Raw genomic sequence first — 24471 nt, forward strand, 5'->3', positions numbered from 1 at the left:
TTGAGGGCTATCACATCTCATTATTTTTTAAAAGAAGGAGATTCGAAAAGCATGGAACTCATTTCAACATCAGCAGCACCGGCTGCTATCGGACCTTACTCCCAAGCGGTGAAGCTGGGGAACCTCTTGTTTACATCGGGACAAATCCCGTTAGGTTTGGATGGCCAGATCGTCGAGGGTGGAATCAAGGAACAGGCGCATCAAGTGTTTGCGAATTTGAAAGGCGTGCTTGAGGCGGCGGGCTCATCGTTCAGCGATGTCGTGAAGGCTACTGTCTTCCTGAAAGATATGAACCAATTTGGCGAGCTTAATGAAATCTATGCAACCTACTTTGGTGATCATAAACCTGCTAGATCTACGGTGGAAGTTGCAAGATTGCCACGTGATGTTTATGTCGAAATTGAACTAATTGCTGTGATTCCTGTCGAAATTTAACATTAACATTAAGATCACATTAAATTATCAAAAATTTCAAAATAATAAGAAGGAATTTGCATGGAGATGTTGAATATATCACCCAAGTCTCAGAGATGGAAAAAGGTGGTGAACACAAGTGCAAATTACAGATGTAAGACTCCGCCGGGTAAACTCCGAGGGGAGGATGAAGGCGATTGCTTCTATTACCATTGATAACGAGTTCGTCGTACACGACATTCGTGTCATCGATGGCAATAACGGAATGTTCGTTGCTATGCCGAGCAAACGAACACCAGATGGTGAATTCCGCGATATCGCTCATCCGATTTCGTCCACAACTCGTGAGAAAATTCAAGCAGCGGTACTCGCTGAATACGATCGCGCGGCTGTAGAAGAGGAAGTTATTGAAGAAGGCGCATAATTCAGATTATTGAGAGAGCCCTTAGGGCTCTCTTTTCTTTTGGCTGGTAATGATGCTATATTGGGGGAAGAACTCATCGTTTAAGAGATAGGCTTCAGAGACAGAAAAGAGAAATCATCATTCATTATAAAGGAGTTGGATATTCGTTGAAGCTCATGGCAATTGTGTTGGCTGCAGGACAAGGGAAACGAATGAAATCAAAGCTATACAAAGTGCTTCACCCGGTTGTTGGTAAACCGATGGTGGGTCACGTTGTGGATACGCTGCAAGATATAGAAGTAACGCAAACGGTAGTTGTCGTTGGATTTGGTGCGGAGGCGGTCAAAGGTTACCTCGGAGATCGTGCTCAGTATGCGCTGCAAGAGCAGCAATTAGGAACGGGGCATGCCGTACTTCAGGCGAAGGAACTGCTTGGTGAGGAAGAGGGCATGACGGTTGTCATTTGCGGCGACACGCCGCTTATTACAGCGGCTACGCTGCAAGACACGATCGAATTGCACAAGCAATCGGGTGCGGCTGCGACAATTTTGACGGCGAAGCTAGATCAACCGCAAGGCTATGGTCGTATTATTCGAGGGGAAGATGGGCGCGTTGCGCGTATCGTCGAGCAGAAGGATTGCACACCAGAGGAAGCGGCTGTTCAGGAGATTAATACGGGTACTTACATTTTTGATAATCGTAAAATGTTCAAGGCGCTGGCTTCGGTAACGAACCAGAATGTTCAGAATGAGTACTATCTGACCGATGTGATCGGGATTATGACAGGCGCGGGAGAAGTCGTGCAAGGTTATTGCATGGCAGATCCGGCAGAATCGATTGGTGTGAACGATCGTGTGGCCTTATCAGAAGCGGAGCAGTTGTTCAAAGCGCGGATTAACCGCCAGCACATGCTCAATGGTGTTACAATCATTGATCCGTTGAATACGTATATCGAGAAGGATGTTACAATCGGTTCCGATACCGTGTTACTGCCGGGTACGATTTTGCGCGGAAGTACGCGTATTGGTGAGCTTTGTACGATCGGACCGCAAACCGAAATCATCGATTCCACGATTCATGATGAAGTGACGATTAAGCAATCCGTTCTTCAAGGAGCGTTTGTAGATAGCGAAACATCGGTAGGCCCATTTGCGTATTTGAGACCAGGTGCAAACCTTGGCAAGCAAGTGAAGGTTGGCGATTTTGTAGAGATTAAGAATGCTACGTTGGGTGAAGGAACAAAGGTTTCTCATCTGAGCTATGTTGGTGACGCTGTGGTCGGAACGAACGTGAACATCGGATGCGGTGCGATTACAGTGAATTATGATGGGTTTAATAAAAACGTAACCGAAATTGGGAACGACGCGTTTATTGGCAGTAATGTCAATTTGATTGCTCCTGTGAAAATTGGGGACGGTGCGTTCGTCGTTGCTGGCGCCACGATTACACATGATGTGAATGAAGGCGATTTGGCTATCGCTCGCGTGCGACAAGAGAATAAGGCAGGCTATGCCGAGAAGATTAAAGCGCGGATGAAAGCGAAGAAAGAGAATAAAGGCCGTTGATATTTGGCGGATGATCATGTGCTAGGGCTGGAATGAATAGAAGGAATGGAACCTCTTGAGGTAGGGTACGCTAGAAACGAGTAGCTGCCCACTCAGCTTGCATACGTGAAAGCGACCAAGCTGAGCGAGACCAAAGGGGGTTCTTTTTCTAGTGCTCTGAAGGCGTCACACCAATGAAAGCGCTTAATATCCAGGGCGCGATATAAAAGTATGTTTCTTTCTGCTATAAAAGATACGATTGATTTTCACGAAATGACGGTTGTACATTTCAATGAATCCTATATCCTTGTGCAGATTTTGGTAGTATACTTGGACGGGTACGTCCGCATCGACATGATCTTGGAAATGATCATCTTCTGTAAGCTGTTGTCCATGAAGATACATCGTTCTTTTATCACCTACAGCTTTTATGGGATGGATGACAGCGGATTACAGTTATATTGTAAACAATAACCTTTAAAAGTGGGTTCCGCAAAGGTTTTTTAGTTTATCCTTAGGGGGATTTTGAAAATTATGAAATGTTTTATCGGACTGGGAAATCCGGGAAAGCAGTATGAGCTAAATCGGCACAATGTCGGTTTCATGGCGATTGACCGCTTTGCCGCCAAATGGGGGATCACCTCTTTTCAGAATAAAGGGAAAGGGTTGCTGGCTGAAGGCAATGTAAATGGGACAAAGGTGTATTTACTCAAACCGATGACCTTCATGAACCTTTCGGGTGAATCCATGCGAGCATTCCTCGATTTCTATAAAGCGAAAATAGATGACGTTGTTATTGTTTATGATGATATGGATACGACCTATGGCCAAATTCGACTTCGCTATCAAGGGAGTCCTGGCGGACATAACGGCATTAAGTCCATTATTCAGCATGGGGGCACACAAATTTTTAATCGCATACGGATTGGTGTGAATCGCCCGGCACCTGGCTATAATATTGCGGATTACGTGCTGTCCAATTTCTCTAAAGAAGAGATGAAATCGATTGACGAAGTGCTAGACTTAACTTGTGATGCCATGGCGTTTTCTTTAGGGGAGTCTTTCGAGAAAACGATGGCTAAGTTTAATAAATAATTGTATAGATGATGATATGTAAGCAACCTATCCGAAATGACAATGGCAGATTCGGCTAATTTCTCCGAAGAATGGTCATACTAGGATGTAATCGAATTGTCGAAGGAGGCATACATATGATCAAGTATATTTGCAGGCATTGTCATACCTTTGTCGGGGAAATTAATCAGCATGCCATTACGGAGCAGCAGTTAGGCTTCCATTTCTTGACCCCTGATGAGCGTAGAGATATAATATCGTATAATACGAATGGCGATGTTACGGTTAGAGTCGTTTGCGACTATTGTCATGAGGCATTAGAAGCGAACCCGGAATTATCCTTGCTAGCCAGTCCGTTGCAATAATTATGATGAAAATGAAGAGTTAATAGCCGAGGCAAGTGTGCCGAGGCTTCTTTTTGTGAGGGGAGTGTACTTGTTTGCAAGCTTTAATTGGAGCTTTTTCTGCGGATACCGACTTTCAAACGATTGTGACAGGCCTCAAGTCCGAAATGAAAGAGCAGCTCATTGCCGGTTTAACTGGCTCCTCCAGGCAAGTGATGTTGGCTTCACTCGCGCGTGAGCTTGAGCGTCCGCTTTTCGTTGTCACGCATAATATGTTCGCTGCCCAAAAAATAGCGGAAGACCTCCTGGAGTGTCTATCCCCTGATGAAGTGCTGCTCTATCCATCTCAAGAGCTTCTCACGACAGAAGAAGCGGCTTCAAGCCCAGAGATGCTAGCGCAGCGTATTGACGTTCTCACGAAACTCGCCGGCGGTTACCGTGGTGTAGTCATTGCTCCTTTTGCAGGCGTGCGAAGATTGCTGCCAGTCAAACAGGTGTTCGAGGAATCTCGTGTAACGATTAATGTGGGCGATACGGTTCAATTAGATGAACTGCTAGCTACATTATCCAGCCTAGGTTACGAACGGGTTGAACGCGTTGAAACCAAAGGTGAACTGAGTGTGCGAGGCGGTATTCTCGATTTATTTCCATTAACGTCTGAGAATGCCATCCGGATTGAGCTTTTTGATATCGAAGTCGACTCTATTCGGACTTTCGATGTAAGTGACCAGCGGTCAATTGATAAATTAACGACCGTGACGATCCCGCCATGCCGAGAGATTCAAGCAGATAGAAAGCGTTTACAGTCAGCAGCACAGCACGCGTACGAGCTGCTGCAGGCCCAGCTGGCGAAGATGACTGAACGTTCAGCCAAAGACAAGCTGTTAGAGGTCATAGGTCGTGATATTGAGTTGATGCGCGAGGGTCAGACGTTCCCAGGCATTTATAAATATATTTCTCTCCTATACACGGAAAGACAGACGCTCATGGACTACATGCCCAAAGATTCGATTCTCATTATCGATGAACCGGCCCGCCTCCTGGAAACAGCGAAGCAGCTTGAACGCGATGAGGCCGAATGGATGATGCATGCGTTAACTGAGGGGAAGAGCTTGCCGGCTTTTGTGCTGTCCAAATCTTACGAAACCTTGTTACATCGCAGACCGTTCCCAACGTTGTATGTGTCCCTTTTCCTTCGTCAGGTAGCGGGGATCCAGCCGCAAAACATTGTGAACTTCGTATGCCGTGTTATGCAAAACTTCCATGGTCAGATGAATCTGCTCAAGGCGGAGATGGAGCGCTGGAAGAAGAATGGTAGTAAGGTTATTCTGTTGGCGAACGGGGAAGACCGTGCAGAACGTGTACGTCGTGTTCTGGGTGACTACCAGATTGAAGTACCTGAAATTGTTGATGGCAATCTGCAAACGGGCTTTGAAATGCCTTCAATCCATCTTGTTGTCATTACGGAGGGTGAGATTTTCACTCAGAAGCAGCGTAAGGCGCGCAAAGTGGAGAAGAAGCTGGAGAACGCGGAGCGGATCAAGAGCTATCAAGAGCTTAAGGTCGGCGACTACGTTGTTCACGTGAATCACGGGATCGGGAAATACGTTGGTATCGGCACCTTAGAGGTTGGCGGGATTCATAAGGATTATCTGCATATTATGTACGCCGGCGGCGATAAGCTGTCCGTTCCGATTGATCAGATCGATTTGATTCAGAAGTATGTCGGTTCCGAAGAGAAAGAACCGAAGGTCTATAAACTTGGCGGTGCAGACTGGGCTCGCGTGAAGAGCAAAGCACGCGCATCTGTCAAAGATATTGCAGATGAGCTGATTAAGTTATACGCTGAGCGGCAAGCTGCGACTGGCTACGGGTTCAGTAAAGATAGTTCCTACCAGAACGAGTTTGAGGCCATGTTCCCTTACGATGAAACGCGAGATCAACTTCGCGCTATTGAGGAAATCAAAAAGGATATGGAGAAAGAACGTCCAATGGATCGGTTGCTCTGCGGCGACGTTGGATATGGCAAAACCGAAGTTGCGGTCCGCGCGGCCTTCAAGTCAGCAATCGACGGGAAGCAAGTGGCCGTGCTCGTGCCAACAACGATTTTGGCGCAACAACATTACGAGACGTTCCGTGAACGCTTCTCCGGCTATCCGTTTAATGTAAAGGTGTTAAGCAGGTTCCGATCGAAGAAGGAACAAACCGAGGTAATGAAAGGCGTTAAGAAAGGTACCGTTGATGTTGTCATCGGGACACATCGTCTTTTGTCACAAGATGTCCAGTTTAAGGATCTCGGCTTGCTGATTGTCGATGAGGAGCAGCGTTTCGGCGTGTCCCACAAAGAGAAGCTGAAGCGCCTGAAGACGAACGTGGACGTGCTTACTCTAACCGCAACACCAATTCCTAGAACCTTGCACATGTCCATGCTGGGCGTTCGCGACCTATCGGTCATTGAAACTCCGCCGGAGAACCGTTTCCCGGTGCAGACGTATGTGGTTGAATATGGGCCGTCGCTGGTTAGAGAGGCTATTGAGCGTGAGCTGGCGCGTGAGGGGCAAGTGTACTATCTCTACAATCGTGTACAGGGCATTACACAAATTGCTGATCAAATCTCGATGATGATTCCAGATGCGAGGGTAACTGTTGCACATGGCCAAATGGGCGAGCAGGAGCTGGAGAAGACGATTCTCGATTTCTTGGACGGAGAGTACGATGTCCTTGTCAGCACAAGTATTATTGAGACGGGTGTAGATATCCCGAATGTCAATACACTCATTGTCCATGATGCGGATAAAATGGGGCTTTCCCAGCTCTATCAGCTGCGTGGACGTGTAGGCAGGTCGAATCGCGTCGCTTATGCTTATTTCACGTATCAACGTGATAAAGTGCTGACAGAAGTTGCCGAGAAACGACTTCAAGCGATTAAAGAGTTTACAGAACTTGGTTCAGGCTTTAAAATTGCGATGAGGGACTTATCCATTCGTGGCGCAGGGAACTTATTGGGTGCTGAGCAGCACGGCTTCATTGCTTCTGTCGGCTTTGATTTGTATTCTCAAATGCTAGCCGAAGAAATTGCTAAGCTGAAGCTTGAAATAGATGGAGAAGCGGTCATTCCAGAACCGGAATGGCATACGTCGATCGATATTCAATTGGATGCTTACTTGCCATCTGATTACATCTATGACAGCATGCAGAAAATCGAAATTTATAAAAAAGTGGCCGCCATTCGTACGCTGGAAGAAGCCGCGGATCTGCATGATGAGCTCGTTGATCGCTTCGGTGATCTGCCGCAGTCCGTGTTCAACCTACTGACAGTGGCTCGTTTGAAAGCATACGGTTCGGAATACCGGATTGAAACGATTAGCCAAAAAGGGGAGGATTACCTAATCAAGGTGCATATCGACCAGAATGGCAGGCTGGATGGACAGAAGCTGCTTGCTTTGTCCAAAGGCTTTGATGGTCGTATCAAATTGAATGCAGATCCGCAGCTACTAATTGTTATTCGTTTTAAAGGTATGAAGCCGGAAGCCTCCATCGAATTGTTGGAGAAATTCTTGGTACAATATAAGGATGTTCTGAAAACGAAAGGGGAATTACAGGATGTTGCCAAATGAAACTAGCAGACAACGACGTACTTCGAAAAAATGGATATTAGGTTTGGTGACAGTAGTCCTTGCATTCTCTGTCCTCAGCGCGTGTGGAAGCAAAAAGGAAGGCGCTGCGACAGCTTCGCCTTCCGCATCAGCGGCTGCTACAGGTAATCCAAGTGATATTATTGCTACTTACAAAGAAGGCGGGAAAATTACACGCGGTGAATTCGATTCATTCATCAACGTAAACAAAATGTTCTCTCCACAATTAGCACAGTATTTGGCAGATCCTGCGTTTCAACAAGATATGTTGAAGCAAATGGTTACTTTCCGTGTTCTTTCCGCTAAAGCGGATGACAAAGTGAAAGCGGATGCTGACAAACAAGTAACAGAGCAAATGAAAGCTATTACGGACTATTTCGGTAAACAAGAAGGCGGAATGGACAAGCAGTTGAAAGACAACGGAATCGAATTGAAAGATATCGAGTCCTTGATGAAATTAAGTTTCTACACAATGGGCAGCATGGAAAGCAAAATCACAGACCAAGCTGTTCAAGACTCGTATAAAGAGCAAGCGGCAGCGCATGCCTTCGATGTTGCAACGGTTAGCCATATTCTAATCGGATTGAAAGATTCTGCGACACAAGCAGATCTTCGTACGAAAGAAGAAGCACTGAAAAGAGCGAAAGAAGTGAAAGCGAAGCTAGATGCTGGCGGCGACTTTGCAGCGTTAGCGAAAGAGTTTTCCGATGATCCAGGTTCCAAAGATAATGGCGGTACGTACAAAGATGCTGACATTAATCAATGGGTAACAGAATTTAAGGATGCAGCTAGCACACTTCCACTGAATAAAGTCAGTGATCCTGTTGAATCCTCATTCGGATACCACGTGATGAAAGTTGAATCCAGAAGCACGAAGCAATTGGATGATACACTTAAAACACAAATCAAATCTCAGCTTGCAGAGAAATCCCTGTCTGAGTTTGCTGAAACCGAATATCCGAAATTGATTGAAACCAATAATCTTCCAAAAGTGGAAACAAGCCCAGCACCAGCGGCAAGTCCAGCAGCTAGTCCTGCTGCGAGCCCAGCTGCAAAGTAAGAACTTACCAGGATGTCCGACATTGGACATCCTGTTTTTATTTCTCATTTTTGGACATGATAAGCGCAGCAGGATGCAGAGCTAAATAAAGTAAATTGCTTAGTCGGGGCGTCTGCATAGAAGAATGGGAAGTGAAGAATACTATGGATAGATTTCAAGTTCCCACCAAATCCCGATCTAGCATACAAGGTTTCATGCTCGTGTCGTATCTAATTCGTAAGCGGAAAGTGAGGCATCTAGAGATATGAAAGCAACTGGAATTGTCCGTCGGATAGATGATTTAGGGAGAGTTGTAATCCCCAAGGAAATACGACGCACCCTACGCATTCGTGAAGGTGACCCTTTGGAAATTTTCGTGGATCGTGATGGAGAAGTCATTCTGAAGAAATATTCACCGATTGGTGAGCTGGGGGATTTTGCAAAGGAATATGCAGAATCACTTTTTGAAAGCACCAATCATGTTGCCTTGATTTCAGATCGAGATAATATTATTGCTATGGCTGGTGGATCTAAGAAAGATTATTTAGAGAAATCCGTTGGGGCAATCATTGAGTCTTGCATGGAAAATCGTAAGGCAGTCATTGAAAGTAATTCAGGGCAATTTGAGATTATTAAAGATACCAATGAAACGTTCACTTCCTTCGTAGCTGCGCCGATTGTAGCTGGAGGAGATCCTATTGGTTCGGTTATCTTGATCTCAAAAGATGAGAATGTGAAAATGGGCAATATGGAAGTTAAAATGGTTGAGACTGCCGCTGGATTTCTAGCGAAGCAGATGGAGCAGTGAACACATAATGCCAAACGAAGGCTTCCTTACGGAGATGGTGACGCATCTGTAAGTGAAGCTTTTTTTGTCTGAACTGGCAGATTTCGTTATAATACGTACATAGGAATTATGAAAGTGTAGAGGGGTAAATCGGATGGGAGTGGGCGACAAGAAAGGGGAGCCTCATCAGCTCGGCCGGCCCCAGGAGCATGATAACCGTAAACAGGGGAACAAGCTATTGAAAGGCGCTGCCTTGCTTGGGGCTGCTGCTGTGATCTCTAAGCTATTGGGAACGCTGCAGAAGATCCCTTTGCAAAATGTAGCCGGAGATGTGGCTTTTGGTATTTATAATGCGGTTTATCCGCTCTATATCTTAATCTTATTTGCAGCTACGGCTGGGTTCCCAGTCGCTGTGTCTAAATTTGTAGCTGAACGCGTTATGGCAGGGGACCATGCTGGGGCCAAACGAATTGTGATCGTTTCATCAGCGTTATTAATGAGTGCAGGGCTTCTTTTATTCGTTTTGTTGTATTTCGGTGCGGAGACCATCGCTGGTTGGATTGGCATCCAGCAGACCGTGACAGCTATTCGCAGCATATCCTTTGCGCTGCTTTTGTCTCCTGTGCTCGCCGTCCTCCGCGGTTATTTTCAAGGGTATCAGAACATGGTGCCAACTGCGGTATCGCAAGTTATTGAACAGCTGATCCGTGTGATTACGATGGTCGCTTTACTTCTGTACTTGGTTGCTCTCGCGTACGATGAGGCATGGATTGCAGCAGGAGCTACATTCGGCTCAGTAACAGGCGCTGGAGCGGGTCTCGTCGTGATGGTCGTGTACTGGCAGCGAGAGCGGCGGCTGAGAGATATCGAAGCAGATTTGCCGACGGATAGGGAGAGGCAGGATGGAAACGGACAAGAGTTAGAGCAGGGAGCAAGAAAAGCGATAGCAGCGGGCTTAGAGGTCAAGGAAGAAATTTCATCGTGGCAATGGGCAAAAAAGATTACGCTGTATGCGATCCCTGTATGCTTAGGTGCGATTGTCGTACCGTTGCTCACACTGGTTGATACGTTCACGATGCCTCGATTACTAAAAGCTGCAATGGGCAGTGAGCTTGCGGCAATGCGTCAGTTCGGACTTTATAACCGAGGGCTGCCACTCGTTCAGCTGGTGGTCATGGTGGCATCCTCGATGTCAGCCGTTCTGGTACCAGCTATTGCGGCAGCGAAACTAAGCGGGCAGGTTGATCTTATTCGCTCTCGCGCGGAGATGTCCGTGAGGCTCGCTTGGTTGATCGGGCTCGGCGCCTCGTTTGGCCTCGCATTCCTGGCGATGCCGATCAATCTGATGCTCTATACGAGCACCGAGGCGAGCTGGACCATGGCCGTGTTGGCCTTCACGGCCTTGTTTAGTACATTGAACGCTGTCAGCGCCAGCGTTCTCCAGGGCGCCGGCGCGATACGCACGCCGGCTAAGGCTCTGCTCGTTGCCATCGTGCTGAAAGCACTCGGCAACGTGGTGTTGATGCCCCGCTGGGGCATCGACGGCGCCGCGCTCAGCGCGGTGATCGCCTACGCCGCTGCGGCGGGGCTGAACCTGGTGCAGCTGCGCCGCAGCACCGGGGTGCGCTTCGCGGTGGGGCCGTACGCCATCAGTCCCCTGCTTGCCGTGGGACTGATGGGCGGCGCCCTCGCGGCGCTGCAAGGGCTGGCCATGCTCGCTGGCGCGGCATGGCACGTGCCTGAGCGATGGAGCGCTAGCGCCATCGCTCTCGTTGGCGTAGCCGGCGGCGCAGCCGTCTACGCGCTTGCGCTGCTGCGCAGCGGCAGCATCAGCCGCGAGGAGATGCGGCTGATGCCAGAGCTGGACCGAAAGCTGGCGTCGGTCCTGGCGAAGCTGAGGCTGACGAAGCGCAAGCCGTAGCGGGTTTGTTATTGTAGGTTTACTGTTACTGTGAATTAGCCATTACTCTCTATATAAAAATAAATCAGGAGGTGTCATCCGATGTCAATGAGCAACCCGCGAATTACCGTCCTTGGACTCGGGACAGGAGACGAGGATCAACTAACACTAGGTGTATGGAAGAAGCTTCAACTAGCCGCAAAGTCGCAAGCCAAGCTGTTCCTGCGTACGAAAGATCATCCGATGGTGCAACTTCTGGATGCCAATCAGATTCCTTACGCAACATTCGATGCAAACTATATGTCGAATGAGTCGTTCGAGGGAGTCTATGAATCTATTGCGGAAGAATTAATCACAGCAGCGAAAAACCATACGACTGAAGTGCTTTACGCTGTCCCAGGCCATCCCATGGTGGCAGAGTACACGGTGCAACTCTTGAAGCAACGCTGCCCATCGGAAAGCATTGAACTCCAAATCACAGGCGGAGAGAGCTTTTTGGACCAAGCGTTCCTTCGCTTTGGCTTCGATCCCATCGATGGCTTCCAGTTGCTTGATGCGACTAGTATCAGCCGTTATGCCTTGAATCCGCAGCTGCATACGGTCATTGGGCAAGTGTATGATACCTATACAGCATCTGATCTGAAAATTAGCTTGATGGATGCCTATCCAGACGAGTATAGGGTTGTAGTAGGCCACTCCTTAGGAGTGGCAGGTCAGGAACAGATCATAGAAGTGCCGCTTCACGAGCTGGATCATGTCAAGGGCTACGGCAACCTGTCGCTGGTGTGGGTACCACGCAGCGAGCAGGAGGCGCCTTATTATCGGACGTTTGGTAAGCTGCACGAAATTGTTCAGACGCTGCGCAGCCCTGAAGGGTGTCCATGGGATCGTGAACAGACGCATGAGAGTCTGCGTAAGAATTTGATCGAGGAAGCCTACGAAGTGCTCGAAACGATCGACGAGGATGATCCTGATCATATGTGCGAGGAGCTTGGCGATTTACTTTTACAAGTCATGCTGCATGCTCAAATGGAAGAGGAGATCGGTACGTTCTCTGTGTATGATGTGATCGCTACGTTGAATGAGAAGTTGATTCGTCGTCATCCGCATGTTTTTGGTGAGTCGAAGGCAGAGGATGCCGATGAGGCATTGGTTAACTGGAATGCGATTAAGGTTGAAGAGAAGCGGAAGAAAGGCATCGATGTCACGCAACAATCTGTGCTGGATGGTATTCCGCGTGAGCTGCCGGGCTTAATGAAGGCGATGAAGCTGCAGAAAAAGGCGGCAACGGTTGGTTTTGATTGGACGGAGCTGGATGATGTACTTGCTAAGGTGGAAGAGGAGCTCGTAGAGCTGCGTGAAGCCATAGCGAAACCAGTAGAAGAAGGTGCTCAAGAGCGTCGCGATGAGCTGGGAGATGTCCTTTTTTCTATCGTAAATGTTGCTAGATTCCTCAAAGTAGACCCTGAAGAAGCACTAGCTCAAACAAATCGTAAATTTATGCAAAGATTTTCATATATTGAGGAACAGCTACGTTTAAAGGGCTTATCTTTTGAACAAACTGGGTTATCAGAGATGGAACAATATTGGCAGGAAGCAAAAAAAGTTGTAAAACTTGATCTGCGATAGAAGGATTTTGCCGAAAAAAGCAGAATACTAGACTTGTTGCAAGGTATAATCATGAAATGTAACCACAATTGGTACATAGAAGACCTGATCTTCAAACATTTTGGGAGGTAAAGAAAACACATGAACAAAACAGACTTGATCAACAACATCGCTGAAAAAAGCGGACTTACTAAGAAAGACGTAGAAGTTGTCCTTAACGGATTCCTTGGTGAAGTGACAGACGCTCTTTCATCCGGAGATAAAGTACAATTGATTGGTTTTGGTACATTTGAAACTCGCAAACGTTCCGGCCGTACGGGTCGTAACCCACAAACGGGTAACCCAATCGAAATCGCAGAATCCAATGTTCCTGCTTTCAAAGCAGGTAACAAGCTTAAAGACGCTGTAAAATAATGCGGATCGATAAATTTCTCAAAGTATCTCGTCTGATCAAACGCCGTACAGTTGCGAAGGATGTGTCTGATCAAGGACGCGTGTGGATTAACGGTAGAGACGCTAAAGCGAGTACACATGTGAAAGTTGGAGATGAGCTGTCCATTCAGTTCGGTCAGAAGAAAGTAACGATTCGCGTTGAGCTTCTGACGGAGTCTACCCGTAAGGAAGATGCTGCGCAGATGTACACGTTGCTGAAGGAAGAAGCGTTCCAATCCGAATAACGCATACCGATGAAGTAGCCTGGGATTCCTGCAGAGGGAATTTTAGGCTGCTTTTTTTGTAGGCCCAGATACAAGGCTTGGTTCTAAAAAAGGACATCCTCCCATATCGTAAGATTAGGTGAAGGAGGGGTACAGGCCATGATCGAACCCGTGAAAAATAGTAATAAAAGGCAAGAAATTAAGATGCTGAATCGCAAACTCTTGGAAATTTCAGGAGTTTTGAACGTAGAAAGCTTTGATAGCGAAGAATTCCTCCTGGAAACGGAAATGGGCTACTTGATGATTAAGGGGCAGAATTTGCACATCAAGAACTTGAGCTTGGAGCAAGGATTAGTCGCCATTGAAGGTATCATTCATGAATTAGCCTATGTGGACGGGAATACCCAGGAGAAATCCAAGGGGTTTCTTGGAAAGCTATTTAAGTGACACTTCACGTTCAATTTCAGACAATTTTTATGATGTTCTTGAGTGGAATTTGCATAGGAGCTCTGTTCGATGTTTTCCATGTACTCTCGGGCAAGCTGCGATTGCCGCGCTGGAGCATTCCGATTGTAGATAGTATCTATTGGATTGTGGCGACAATCCTGGTGTTCAAGATGCTCATTTACAGTAATGAAGGACAAGTTCGTATTTTTATTTTCCTCGGGATGGGGATCGGAATTTGTTTCTACTTCGCGCTTCTGAGTCGGTTGGTGGTCTGGCTTACACTCATTCTCATTCGAATTATTGTGGCGATTTACCGCTTCCTTACGCGCACTGTCGAAATTCTGATCATTAAACCGATTATTGGCTTATATCGTCTAACGGTGATAATTTTAGGCTTTTTGCTTGCCGTAGCTATATTCCTTTACAGAATTGTGCTACAATTGCTCTATCCTGTGTGGAGATTATTCCTCTGGATGACTAAGCCTGTGCATAAGTACTTGGTGATCCCTGACTGGTTGAAGAAACTAAAGGGACGTATCATTGCGCTATATCGCAGGATATTCTCGAAGTAGGAGGAATTCCTATTCATGCATGCTCAAGCAACCGTTTCAACCAAGCGCAACAGTCGGGAAGGCTCGAAGCGAAGACTGCGTATCCTTTTGATCATTGTCTTATGTTTTCTGAGCTGGGCTTCTGTTAACATCTGGGGGCAGTTCGCCAAGCTGCACGAGAAGAGAAGTGTCGTAGCGGATATGGAACAACAACTCGCGCAGGCACAGAAGGTGAATGCCCAAACGACGAAGGAAATCGCACGGCTGCATAACGACGAATATTTGGATCAGATCATTCGTCGAGACTTTCATTACAGTAAAACGGGAGAGACGCCACTAAGCGCCTCGAAGTCGCAATAAAAAACATTACGAAGAAGTGGCGAATGCCGTGTTGACCGTGGTTTCTGCATCGGTTATAATCGGCGTAGCCAGTGTTTTCAACATTTTAAGGGAGGAACATTTTACTTTATGGCAATTGAAGTTGGCACCAAGTTAGAGGGAAGAGTGACGGGGATTACTCACTTTGGAGCATTCGTCGAGCTTGCTGAAGGAGTTACCGGTCTTGTTCACATTTCGGAGATCGCGGACAATTATGTGAAGGACGTTAATGACCACTTGAAGCTTGAAGACAAGGTAACGGTCAAAGTAATTAACGTGGACAAGGATGGCAAGATCGGACTGTCGATCAAGCAAACGATTGACAAGCCAGTTGAGGAAAGACCAGCTCGTCCTGAACGTACAGGTGGCAGCAGCTATCAAGGTCGCCCAAGTGGAGATCGTCCAAGCGGCGGTTACCAAGGTGGTCGTCCAAGCGGTGGTGGAGAACGTAGTGGCCCTCCAAGCGGTGGTCCAGGTGGTGGCGGCGGTCGTCCAGGTGGCGGCGGTGGCTTCAATCGTGGCGGCGGCGGCGGTGGTCGCGGCGGCTTTAACAAGCAGCAGGGCGGTGCTAGACCGTTTTCGTTCGAAGATAAAGTATCTCGTTTCCTAAAAGATAGTGAAGAGCGGATTTCGTCCTTGAAGAAGAACACCGAGTCCAAACGCGGTGGCCGAGGCGGAAGAAGAGACTAATAGATGCAGATAAGGAACCACATTCGCTTAGGCGAATGTGGTTTTTTATTTGCCGCGGATGCTCCAGTGTGACAAATCTAGCTCAAACGAGTGCAAATCAATCGACATGGAGTTACGGGTATCTCCCGCATATGCAGGGCGAAAGTTCGAGGTAATCAGACTTTTGGAAACGTTTTCAATGCAAGGAACCCAGAGTAGGCAAGGGCTGAGAGCTGTTGACAAAGACATCGGGACATGTCGGAAATTTCTTTGAATCTATCAACTCATTCTGACAAACTTTCTACTAGATTGTCTCTATACTAGAGTAACAAATAAGGGAAGAAATGGATGGTGTTCGAGAATATGCAAAGACGAAGCTTAGGCGCGGTGATGGGTGGCGGATGGTCGGGAGTATGGCAGAAAGCAAAAGTAGGTGTTCACAGTGCAGCTGTAGAGAATCGATGGGTGCAAGCTTTTGTGGCTAAGAAGTGGTCGTTACTGCTTATCGTTATGGGCTTCTTGCTAGGTCGTGCGATGATTCTGGAACAGTTATCACCATTTGCGTTGGCGTTTATTGCAGTCATCTATTTTACAAGAAAAGATATTTTGCATTGGGTAGGCATTGCTGCTTTTGCTGGGAGTTTGCTCGCGGTAAATGGGAACACCGGTTATCTCGTAACAGAAATTATTATTTTCTTAGGGATCCAGAAGGCGCTGGAAAAATATGAACGATCAGACGTTTCGTTAGCACCGTTGCTCGTATTTAGCTCCACATTCCTCGTGCAGCTCTTTGCGGAATTGGTTGTTTCTAACCTGACGTGGTACTCGCTGATGATGCTCACCGTTGAAGCATTGCTAAGTTTGGTGCTGACGCTCATATTCATTCAAGCCATCCCTGTATTTACACTTACCCGCAAAAACTATCATCTGAAACATGAGGAGATCATTTGTTTAATTATTTTGTTGGCTTCGGTGATGACAGGTACGGTCGGTTGGATCGCAGGTCCTGTTACGATAGAGCATGTGTTGTCTCGGTATTTAATTCTACTGTTCGCCTTAGTAGGTGGAGCACCGTTCGGAGCGTCGGTCGGTGTTGTGACAGGTCTTATTCTCAGTCTGGCGAACAGCAATGCTATCTATCAGATGAGTCTACTTGCTTTCTCTGGAATGCTCGCTGGTCTTCTTAAAGAGGGGAATCGCTTGATGGTTGCCTTTGGGATGCTGCTTGGATCTTCTATTCTCTCTTTCTATATGGGCTCTAGTGTGGATGTTATTAACTCCGCCTGGGAGTCTCTAGCTGCTGTTGCCTTGTTCTTACTGACACCTAGGAGCGTCATTCTCATGTTGGCGAAGTATGTGCCTGGCACGCAAGAGAATCTGAAGTCTCAGCAGGATTATGCGAAGCGTGTCCGAGATGTAACTGCGGGGCGTGTTGAGCAGTTTTCTGAGGTGTTTCGCCAGTTGGCGCGCAGCTTCAAACAGCTGACAACGGAAGACGAGGTGAGCCGCAAGGAGGAGGATGTCGGGCACTTTATGAATGCAGTCACCCAGAAGGCGTGTGAGTCTTGTTGGAAGAAGAGCCAGTGCTGGGACCAGAAATTCTATCAAACCTACACCTATATGACGGATATGATGAGCCAAATTGAGACGAAGGAGAGTATGTCGAAAAAGCAGATTCCACCCGAATGGAAGAAGGTATGCATCAAGACGGAGCAGGTGCTAGACGTGATGAAGCAGCAATATAGTTTATATAAGAATGATATGCATTGGAAAAAGCAGATCCTGGATAGTCGACATCTGGTCGCCGACCAATTATCAGGCGTTTCGCAGGTCATGGAAGACCTAGCGAAGGAAATTAAGAGGGAAGGACAGGAGTTGTTCCTCCAAGAAGAGCAAATTCGTAATGCCCTGGAGGAGTTAGGTCTGTCGATCCATACGATTGACGTTATTTCATTAGATGAAGGAAATATCGAAATCGAAATCATCCATCAATATACGAAGGGATTTGATGAATGTCGTAAAATCATAGCGCCGCTTCTCAGCGAAATCATCGGCGAGAACGTCGCCGTGATGCGTGAGGAGATGCACACGCGCGGCGAGGGCTACAGTACGGTCGTATTCGGCTCCGCCAAGGAATACGAGGTGGAAACCGGAGTCGCCGGCGCTGCCAAGGGAGGCGATCTCTTCTCGGGCGACAGCTACTCCACGGTGGAGCTGGGCAATGGCAAATATGCCGTTGCGCTTAGCGACGGCATGGGTAATGGCGAGCGAGCGCGTGCGGAGAGCGAGACGGCGCTTAGCATTCTGCAGCAGCTGCTGCAGTCGGGGATGGACGAGAAGCTGGCGATCAAGTCGCTGAACTCGGTGTTGATGCTGCGATCCTCCGACGAGATGTACGCGACGGTGGATATGGCGTTGATCGATATGTACAACGCGAATACGACGTTCATGAAGATTGGCTCAACGCCAAGCTTTATTAAGCGGGGGACAGAGGTTTTTGCGATCTCGGCGAATAATTTGCCGGTAGGCATTTTGAGCGAGATTGATGTTGATCTGGTTTCTATCCCGTTGCAATCAGGGGATATCCTGGTGATGATGACCGATGGCATCTTTGATGCGCCAGGCCATGCTGTGAACAAGGAGATGTGGATGAAGCGCATGATTCAGGAGATTGATACGACATTACCGCAGGATTTCGCCGATTGCTTGTTAGAACGCATTTTCCGGCATCATCATGGCGAGATTCAGGATGATATGACGGTTGTTGTAGCACGTATTGAGAGACGGCAACCCGAATGGGCGACGTTTCGTTGGCCGGGCATTACGCGTATGGAGCGGCCGAAGACGGTTAGCTGATGGTTCTATTAAGCCGTGCCGGCTCATTTGCCGGCGCGGTTTTTGAGTCAAGAAAGGCGGTTAGTTGAATGATCAGAAGGATGTTTGCCATACTGCTCATACTTCTGGGTGTATGCTTGTTTTTGTATCCCGCGTTAAATGATCGATATGAAAGTTATCAACAACATCAGATTTTAAAGGAATGGCAAGACAATATGCAGGCAATGGACCAGTTGCCAAAAGAGGAAAATGAGGAGGTACTTTCCGCAGGAGGTTCGAAGGTGATGCCCGTTGGGAGTGATGTGACTCCCTCACCGGATGCAAGTGTAAACGAGTTACTGATGTCTGAATCCGCAAAGCCCACAAGCGTGAGCGACACGGTTGTGAAGGCTGTGGCGACTGCAAAGCCTCCCCCTGCGAAACCAAAGAACATGGAGGGAGTTCTAAGCATTGATAAAATTGATTTGAAACTTCCCATTTTATCCGGTGCGACTATGGATAATATGAAAATCGCAGTTGCCAGTATTGCGAATACAGGAAAAGCTGGTGCAATAGGTAATTATGCGATTGCTGGGCATCGAAATTTGACTTACGGTAAAAATTTTAATCGCTTAGATGAAGTTGTCTTAGGTGATTTAATAGAAGTAGATGCAGGGAGCAACAAATTCATCTACCGTGTAGAAGAAAAGTTATATGTTCTACCAACGGATGTGTGGGTGTTGCAAGGTACTGGCAGTAATCGGGAAATCACGTTAATCACTTGTGATCCTATGGTAGACCCGACGCATCGCTTAATTGTGAAAGGGAAATTAGTTGAATAATTAGAAGTTCACGTATAGAAAGGATGGAAATTACATATTTTCAAAACATGGTACTACCCGCTTGTCAAAAATGATACAATTTGTATCAAAGGAAAATTGAAATGGAGGTCAAACGAAGATGGTGAAGAAACAAACAAAGGCTTTGCTGATTGCTCTTCTTATGTTTATGCAATGTCTTTATGGGATTACCTTATCCAGCAAAGTAAATGCAACTGAAATTTCAGGTAATATCCTAGATAGTGTCACACTAGCGGTATATGATAGTAACGGCCAAGTTGTTACGGGGAATGTATATGACCAGAATGCACAAGCGAAGCTGGACTACACTTGGTCTTTGCCAAATGGCCATGGCTACCATAACGGGGATACATTTTCTTTTAACCTGCCGCAAGAGTTTGTATTGTTTAATGATGTAAGCGGTGCTCTTGTCATAGATAACAGCTCAACAGTTGGGAATTTTCACGCAGATAAAGATACTCATCATGTGGTGATTACGTTTAACCAATTTATCGAGAATCATGATGATTTGAAGGGTACTTTAAGCTTCCTTACGCAATTTAATAAGAGGCAAATTACAGGGACTACAGAACAAACTATCGTCATTCCTGTTCGAAGCGGTGACCAGATATTTACCATAAAGTTCAGGCCTAACGTAGATTCAACGATTAGTAAATCTGGTGCTCCTCTAGGCTATAATGCGAAGTCGATTGATTGGACGGTGGATGTGAATAAGACACTGGATACGGTACAGAACGCAGTTGTTACGGATTCAATTCCTGATGGACTATCGGTTCCTGTGACGGTTGCGGTGTATCAATTAAACGTACAGCTTAACGGGTCAGTAAGCCAGGGGGCGGAATTGGCTAGTGGCAGCTATTCGGTGAGTACAGTAGGCGGGGCTTTTCGCGTTCAGTTTACGGATAGTCCGATAACGTCTGCCTATCGTATTCAATATACAACGCCAATTACGGATAAGTTGAAGACTTCCTTTACGAATACAGCCAGTTTCTCTGGAACGAATAAGGCGCCTATTCAGGCTTCTTCAACAGTAAGTGTATCCCGGGGGAAAATGCTGATCAAGGAAGCAACGAAGTATGATCCTATAACTCAGACCATGGAATGGGCTATCTTGTATAACGGTGGCGAAGAGGAGATCCCACAATCAGAAGCTTTACTGACGGATTTATTTGATAATATTCATCAGGTGGTTGAAGGGTCATTTCATGTATACAAGGTTACTTTAAATGGCAATGGGGCAGCTACAGTCGCCGGTGAAGTACCAACTGATAAATATACAGTTTCCTTGCATACGGTAGAAGGAAAGTCTGGCTTTAAATTGCAATTTCTTGAAGACATTTCTTCTGCGTATAAAATTATTTATGCAACGAAAGCAATAGGTCCCGTCTATGAGGACGGAGTTCTTACAAATAAGGTTTATACGGGGGAAAATGGCAGCGCTACGGTCACTAAGCCCTTCACGCAAGTTGGCATTGTTAAGACGAGAGGTGATGTCAACTATCAATCAAAGGTAGTCGGATGGCAAATTGTCATCAATGGTGATAGTAAGGAAATGAATCATGTCGTTGTAACGGATACATTTCCTAGTAAAGGGCTACGATTAATACCTGGTTCCTTGGTGGTAAAGAAAGGAAATGTTACACTCAATAATCCATTAGACTATACGCTCGATAGTAGTATTGATGCAGATGTTGGATTTACACTTACATTTGCTGATGCTGTTGCACAGCCAGTAAAAATTACTTATGATACTGCGTTTAACCTCGATCTAGCCATTCCATTAGGTAGCGCGAATTCATTCATCAATCAGGGGACAATCGACTGGATTAGCCAAGACGAAGCGCATACGAAGACAGTACAAGCGGAGTTCAACCCCTTCAACGAAGTTAAGAAAAATGGATTCAAAAGTGGTACGTATAACGCTATGAATAAACGAATCTCTTGGAAAGTGGGGATTAACTACAATGGGAAAAGTATTTCCGAAGCTAAAATTGAAGATGTTTTGGAGTCTGGCCAGACCTTACAGGAAAACTCATTAGTTATTCATAAAATGATTATCGCTCCTAACGGGGGGCATTCGTTAGGTGATTTAGTGGATCCTACAAGGTACCACTATGAGGTTACGCCTCAGAAAAAACTTATTATTTCATTCCTTGATCCTATTTCTGAGGCATATACCATTGATTTTATTACAAGTTTAGAGAACCAGTTGATAACCAATCGGGTGTTGAATACAGCGAAGCTATTCGATGGTTCCACCCAAGTATCTAAAGATCTTACAGCCGCCGTTAACATCCCTCATGGTGGGGAATACGTGAGCAAGACAGGGACTCAAAACGGGGATAAGATCAACTGGCAGATTACTGTCAATCAAGGACAGTCGAAGTTAACTGATGCGGAAATCTTCGATACGCCATCTCGGAATCAGGTGATACTATCGGATTCATTTCATTTGTTCAGTATGAGGGCGGCCGCGAATGGTGATTTGACTAAGGATGTAGAGTTAGTAAAGGGAACTGGATACACAGTTGATATTCAAACAGATGCGGAAGGGAATCAGACGTTTCGATTAAAGTTCAAAAGTCTGATCTCGACAGCTTTTGTTTTGGAATATCAGTCTGTCATTGCAGCTCGTGATCAGGAATTGGTCTCCAACAAAGTGAGCTTCAGTGGGAATAATGTAACGACGGTTACCAAAGAAACAGTTAAAGACATTGTGGTGGGTGTATCTACGGGTTCAGGTACTGGAAGTGGTGTGCGCGGGTCTCTTGAAGTGAAGAAACTGGATGCCACTAACAGAGAATTATCACTTAGCGGCGCTATCTATGAGTTGTACCGGAAGTCTGGAGAAACCACGAATCTCATTCAAACGCAAACTACGAATGAAATAGGTGTAGCTATTTTCCAAGGGCTGCTTGCAGGTAATTATGTGATTAAGGAAATCGCAGCCCCTAGTGGGTACATTCTTGATAGGAATGAGTATCCGTTTTCGTTACAATCGGCTGAGAATAAAAAGATGACGTATACGAATAGCAAAACACCGACAACTACGCCGCCACCAACAACGTCAACACCAACAACGTCAACACCAACAACTACACCAACAACTACACCAACAACTACACCAACATCACCACCAACACCGACACCAAGTCTCACGCCAAGTCCGTCAATTACACCGACGGCGAAGCCTACACCACCTATAGTGACGGTTCCATCGCCTAAGCCGTCCGATCCTGATGTGGTTGTTTCCCCAACTGTTGAACCTGCAACGCTTCCAGTAACAGGGGAGTCCAGTCATCTATATGTTAAGCTTGCTGGTCTTACGTTCATACTAGTGGGTGTTATGTTAGGAAGGAGAGTTCGTAGAAAACGCTGAGCTCATCTCATAAAGTAATAAAAGTACGAGAGAGCAGGGACCCTGCTCTCTCGTACTACTTTAAACCTAGTTCTCCTCGACTACCAATTGAAACAATTCAATTGACATCAATGTCGAAAATGGTAGAATAGACATATAGTTTTTATATCATTTAACTTTTGAAAAAGGCAAACCTGTCGAAAGGCAGGGACGCAAAGCCACGAGTCTAAAGCATTCGCTATGATCGTCGGGCCGCCAAGGGGTAGTAGAGTAATCTAACCTCTTTTGGCTTCACTACAAAGGAGGTTTTTTGTTATGCGTAATAAGTTGTATTTGTCCCTTGCCCTATTCACGCTTTTTATCTTCATGGTCTCTACAACGGTAAGTGCGGCAACGTCAATTCCGAGTTCTACCAATTCAGTAGTAGAGGTTAACGATTTAGTGGAGCTGGAAGTAGTGCTACAAGAAGAGTTAGCCAAGAAACCACAAGAGATAACGATTCTTTACACGGCTAAAGGACCGACAAATTCAACAAGTTATTTGCAAGGTGTGAAGGATACTATTCACGAAGCTCAAAGTGGATTGCAAGAAGAATTATTTTGGAATATGAAAAGTTTAACTTATTCGATGAAAGGTAGTATCGGTAAGCTGAAGATTACTTTGCATCCGGAGTATTTAACGACACTGGAGCAGGATCAATATGTGGACGAGGAAGTTGACCGTATATTGAATGAAATCATTACGGCGAAGATGACTCCTTTTGAGAAAGAGTTAGCTATACATGACTTTGTTGTCTCACATACTTCGTATGAAGATTTAGGTGAGATTGGCCATACGGCATATTCAGCGCTATACAATAAGAAAGCAGTATGTCAGGGTTATGCAATCCTTACAAACTTGCTGCTGAACAAAGCGGGAATTACAAGCCATCTAATCGTAGGTTATATCAATGATGATATAGAACAACCGCACATGTGGAATGAAGTGAACATCGAGGATAATTGGTATATGCTAGATACTGTATTTAATGATTCAACATCAAATCCATCAATGGATTATTATAATATAACGAGTAAAGCGCTCAAGGGCATGAAGCATACATGGGAAGAAAGTGACTACCCTGTCGCTGAAACTGAATATAAATAAAAAAGGAGCCTAAGGCTCCTTTTTTTTGACCGCATGCACAACGAGACGTGTATCATCGGTCTCATTACTGCAAGTAACAAGCGTGATGATTTGTTCTTTCGCAGTAGGGTTAATTTTTGTGGAATAAAGTGACTTCTGGCGGTATTCATGTAGTGCTTGAAGAAAAGCTTGATCATTCTCGTAAGAGGCTTCAATGGTATCCTGACTCGCATCTAACGTATAGACGGCGAATACCTCCCAGTTTGTAACTTCATCGGGTAAGTCAAGCTGAATCGAGTGGTGTTCTTTGTAGAAAGATTCCTTTTTGAAGGTGCCTAAGCTTCCAAACATAGTCCCATCGATCATGTTATGCCCATAGATAACGATATTACGTTGTGGACGATTCATATCAATGCGAGAATCTATAAAAATACTCCCATATATGGATGGTTTACCTGCAGCGTCCGTATGCAAATAATAGTCGTTGTCGGCATGCTGGACCACGGGATAATCCACGCCTGCGCCATCAACACGAAGCCAACCTTTGATTTCTTTGTTCACGGCGGTTAGGCTTTTTATTTTGTCCCGAATGGATGTGGGCGTGTTCTCTGGCATCAGGGGGGGTGTTGGAAGTGCATCTGTTTGCGTATCCGCTGCTTTAGGTTGAATGGAGGCAGGGGATGTTGGATTTGAGTAATAAAGCTGTGAGAGTTGGTTCTGTAAAGTGAGGGACTGCTGGCTCTCCCTATGTTTGGTGTGCGAATCGATAATAAGCAAGGAGATTCCAGCGACAAGTAGAAGTCCTGCTAGTCCATATGAAATTGCATACGATTTCTTTGGTTTCGGTGTTTTTAGTCGGAACATA

22 protein-coding genes and 1 riboswitch are annotated in these 24471 nt (G+C 46.1%); of the genes, 21 read left to right on the top strand and 1 reads right to left on the bottom strand.

Translation table 11 applies throughout. The annotated features are described in order from the left end of the window. Nucleotides 1-51: 51 nt before the first annotated feature. The 21 genes from AC58QT_RS32180 to AC58QT_RS32280 all read left to right on the top strand — a co-directional run bounded on the left by AC58QT_RS32180 (nt 52) and on the right by AC58QT_RS32280 (nt 23627). Nucleotides 52-435 (top strand): RidA family protein, encoded by a 384-nt coding sequence (locus tag AC58QT_RS32180; RefSeq protein ID WP_310502539.1) that lies wholly within the window; start codon nt 52-54, stop codon nt 433-435. Nucleotides 436-553: 118 nt separating this feature from the next. After that, the gene (gene spoVG / locus AC58QT_RS32185; protein WP_028557369.1) at nt 554-838 is read left to right on the top strand and encodes a septation regulator SpoVG; all 285 of its coding nucleotides are present in this window, start codon (nt 554-556) and stop codon (nt 836-838) included. Nucleotides 839-984: 146 nt separating this feature from the next. Continuing rightward, entirely contained in the window at nt 985-2382 is a 1398-nt protein-coding gene (glmU, locus tag AC58QT_RS32190; protein ID WP_497412564.1) for a bifunctional UDP-N-acetylglucosamine diphosphorylase/glucosamine-1-phosphate N-acetyltransferase GlmU, read from the top strand. 210 nt (nt 2383-2592) lie between these two features. Next, nucleotides 2593-2835: a hypothetical protein gene (locus AC58QT_RS32195; protein ID WP_497412565.1), complete on the top strand. Its 243-nt coding sequence runs from the start codon at nt 2593-2595 to the stop codon at nt 2833-2835. Between the two features lie 60 nt (nt 2836-2895). Continuing rightward, nucleotides 2896-3456, top strand: coding sequence for an aminoacyl-tRNA hydrolase (pth, locus tag AC58QT_RS32200; RefSeq protein WP_497412566.1), 561 nt, complete (start codon nt 2896-2898; stop codon nt 3454-3456). Nucleotides 3457-3572: 116 nt separating this feature from the next. After that, complete coding sequence (gene fin, locus AC58QT_RS32205) at nt 3573-3800, top strand: anti-sigma-F factor Fin (protein WP_310502535.1); 228 nt, start codon at nt 3573-3575, stop codon at nt 3798-3800. A gap of 74 nt (nt 3801-3874) precedes the next feature. Next, complete coding sequence (gene mfd, locus AC58QT_RS32210; protein ID WP_497412567.1) at nt 3875-7396, top strand: transcription-repair coupling factor; 3522 nt, start codon at nt 3875-3877, stop codon at nt 7394-7396. Then, nucleotides 7383-8474, top strand: coding sequence for a peptidylprolyl isomerase (locus AC58QT_RS32215; RefSeq protein WP_497412568.1), 1092 nt, complete (start codon nt 7383-7385; stop codon nt 8472-8474). Before mfd ends, AC58QT_RS32215 begins: the two co-directional genes overlap by 14 nt. Nucleotides 8475-8718: 244 nt before the next feature. Further along, nucleotides 8719-9261 (top strand): stage V sporulation protein T, encoded by a 543-nt coding sequence (gene spoVT / locus AC58QT_RS32220; RefSeq protein ID WP_497412569.1) that lies wholly within the window; start codon nt 8719-8721, stop codon nt 9259-9261. Between the two features lie 133 nt (nt 9262-9394). Continuing rightward, a complete protein-coding gene (locus AC58QT_RS32225) occupies nt 9395-11161 on the top strand; it encodes a putative polysaccharide biosynthesis protein (RefSeq protein WP_497412570.1) in 1767 nt (588 codons plus the stop codon). A gap of 81 nt (nt 11162-11242) precedes the next feature. Further along, a complete protein-coding gene (gene yabN, locus AC58QT_RS32230; RefSeq protein ID WP_497412571.1) occupies nt 11243-12769 on the top strand; it encodes a bifunctional methyltransferase/pyrophosphohydrolase YabN in 1527 nt (508 codons plus the stop codon). 120 nt (nt 12770-12889) lie between these two features. After that, nucleotides 12890-13162, top strand: a complete 273-nt coding sequence (locus AC58QT_RS32235; RefSeq protein ID WP_028557378.1) for an HU family DNA-binding protein — start codon at nt 12890-12892, stop codon at nt 13160-13162. Continuing rightward, on the top strand, nt 13162-13425 hold the full coding sequence (locus AC58QT_RS32240) for an RNA-binding S4 domain-containing protein (protein ID WP_057313307.1): 264 nt from the start codon (nt 13162-13164) through the stop codon (nt 13423-13425). Before AC58QT_RS32235 ends, AC58QT_RS32240 begins: the two co-directional genes overlap by 1 nt. Before the next feature lie 138 nt (nt 13426-13563). Further along, nucleotides 13564-13851: a sporulation protein YabP gene (gene yabP / locus AC58QT_RS32245; protein WP_056617955.1), complete on the top strand. Its 288-nt coding sequence runs from the start codon at nt 13564-13566 to the stop codon at nt 13849-13851. Then, nucleotides 13848-14423 carry a spore cortex biosynthesis protein YabQ gene (gene yabQ / locus AC58QT_RS32250; RefSeq protein WP_497412572.1) on the top strand — a complete coding sequence of 192 codons (576 nt, stop codon included), beginning with the start codon at nt 13848-13850 and terminating at the stop codon, nt 14421-14423. The genes yabP and yabQ overlap by 4 nt, the downstream gene beginning before the upstream one ends. Nucleotides 14424-14438: 15 nt before the next feature. Further along, on the top strand, nt 14439-14762 hold the full coding sequence (locus tag AC58QT_RS32255; protein WP_497412573.1) for an FtsB family cell division protein: 324 nt from the start codon (nt 14439-14441) through the stop codon (nt 14760-14762). 108 nt (nt 14763-14870) lie between these two features. Further along, complete coding sequence (locus AC58QT_RS32260) at nt 14871-15470, top strand: S1 domain-containing RNA-binding protein (protein ID WP_065854339.1); 600 nt, start codon at nt 14871-14873, stop codon at nt 15468-15470. Nucleotides 15471-15839: 369 nt separating this feature from the next. Continuing rightward, entirely contained in the window at nt 15840-18305 is a 2466-nt protein-coding gene (spoIIE, locus tag AC58QT_RS32265; protein WP_497412591.1) for a stage II sporulation protein E, read from the top strand. 68 nt (nt 18306-18373) lie between these two features. Then, complete coding sequence (locus AC58QT_RS32270; RefSeq protein WP_497412574.1) at nt 18374-19105, top strand: class D sortase; 732 nt, start codon at nt 18374-18376, stop codon at nt 19103-19105. 118 nt (nt 19106-19223) lie between these two features. Next, a complete protein-coding gene (locus AC58QT_RS32275) occupies nt 19224-22502 on the top strand; it encodes a collagen binding domain-containing protein (RefSeq protein WP_497412575.1) in 3279 nt (1092 codons plus the stop codon). Between the two features lie 156 nt (nt 22503-22658). Continuing rightward, nucleotides 22659-22741, top strand: a riboswitch (cyclic di-GMP riboswitch). 55 nt (nt 22742-22796) lie between these two features. Further along, entirely contained in the window at nt 22797-23627 is an 831-nt protein-coding gene (locus tag AC58QT_RS32280; protein ID WP_497412576.1) for a transglutaminase domain-containing protein, read from the top strand. A 9-nt stretch (nt 23628-23636) separates the two neighbouring features. Here AC58QT_RS32280 and srtB read toward each other — a convergent pair whose 3' ends face one another. Further along, nucleotides 23637-24470, bottom strand: coding sequence for a class B sortase (gene srtB / locus AC58QT_RS32285; RefSeq protein WP_497412577.1), 834 nt, complete (start codon nt 24468-24470; stop codon nt 23637-23639). Between the last annotated feature and the right edge of the window lies 1 nt (nt 24471).

The organism is Paenibacillus sp. J31R109 (genome assembly GCF_059692055.1).

What these genes read in the sequence shown, in the direction of transcription:
- AC58QT_RS32180 (WP_310502539.1), top strand. Translation starts at nt 52, where the DNA reads ATGGAACTCATTTCAACATCAGCAGCACCGGCTGCTATCGGACCTTAC.
- AC58QT_RS32195 (WP_497412565.1), top strand. Translation starts at nt 2,593, where the DNA reads ATGTTTCTTTCTGCTATAAAAGATACGATTGATTTTCACGAAATGACG.
- pth (WP_497412566.1), top strand. Translation starts at nt 2,896, where the DNA reads ATGAAATGTTTTATCGGACTGGGAAATCCGGGAAAGCAGTATGAGCTA.
- fin (WP_310502535.1), top strand. Translation starts at nt 3,573, where the DNA reads ATGATCAAGTATATTTGCAGGCATTGTCATACCTTTGTCGGGGAAATT.
- AC58QT_RS32215 (WP_497412568.1), top strand. Translation starts at nt 7,383, where the DNA reads ATGTTGCCAAATGAAACTAGCAGACAACGACGTACTTCGAAAAAATGG.
- spoVT (WP_497412569.1), top strand. Translation starts at nt 8,719, where the DNA reads ATGAAAGCAACTGGAATTGTCCGTCGGATAGATGATTTAGGGAGAGTT.
- AC58QT_RS32225 (WP_497412570.1), top strand. Translation starts at nt 9,395, where the DNA reads ATGGGAGTGGGCGACAAGAAAGGGGAGCCTCATCAGCTCGGCCGGCCC.
- yabN (WP_497412571.1), top strand. Translation starts at nt 11,243, where the DNA reads ATGTCAATGAGCAACCCGCGAATTACCGTCCTTGGACTCGGGACAGGA.
- AC58QT_RS32235 (WP_028557378.1), top strand. Translation starts at nt 12,890, where the DNA reads ATGAACAAAACAGACTTGATCAACAACATCGCTGAAAAAAGCGGACTT.
- AC58QT_RS32240 (WP_057313307.1), top strand. Translation starts at nt 13,162, where the DNA reads ATGCGGATCGATAAATTTCTCAAAGTATCTCGTCTGATCAAACGCCGT.
- yabP (WP_056617955.1), top strand. Translation starts at nt 13,564, where the DNA reads ATGATCGAACCCGTGAAAAATAGTAATAAAAGGCAAGAAATTAAGATG.
- AC58QT_RS32255 (WP_497412573.1), top strand. Translation starts at nt 14,439, where the DNA reads ATGCATGCTCAAGCAACCGTTTCAACCAAGCGCAACAGTCGGGAAGGC.
- AC58QT_RS32260 (WP_065854339.1), top strand. Translation starts at nt 14,871, where the DNA reads ATGGCAATTGAAGTTGGCACCAAGTTAGAGGGAAGAGTGACGGGGATT.
- spoIIE (WP_497412591.1), top strand. Translation starts at nt 15,840, where the DNA reads ATGGGTGGCGGATGGTCGGGAGTATGGCAGAAAGCAAAAGTAGGTGTT.
- AC58QT_RS32270 (WP_497412574.1), top strand. Translation starts at nt 18,374, where the DNA reads ATGATCAGAAGGATGTTTGCCATACTGCTCATACTTCTGGGTGTATGC.
- AC58QT_RS32275 (WP_497412575.1), top strand. Translation starts at nt 19,224, where the DNA reads ATGGTGAAGAAACAAACAAAGGCTTTGCTGATTGCTCTTCTTATGTTT.
- AC58QT_RS32280 (WP_497412576.1), top strand. Translation starts at nt 22,797, where the DNA reads ATGCGTAATAAGTTGTATTTGTCCCTTGCCCTATTCACGCTTTTTATC.
- srtB (WP_497412577.1), bottom strand. Translation starts at nt 24,470, where the DNA reads ATGTTCCGACTAAAAACACCGAAACCAAAGAAATCGTATGCAATTTCA.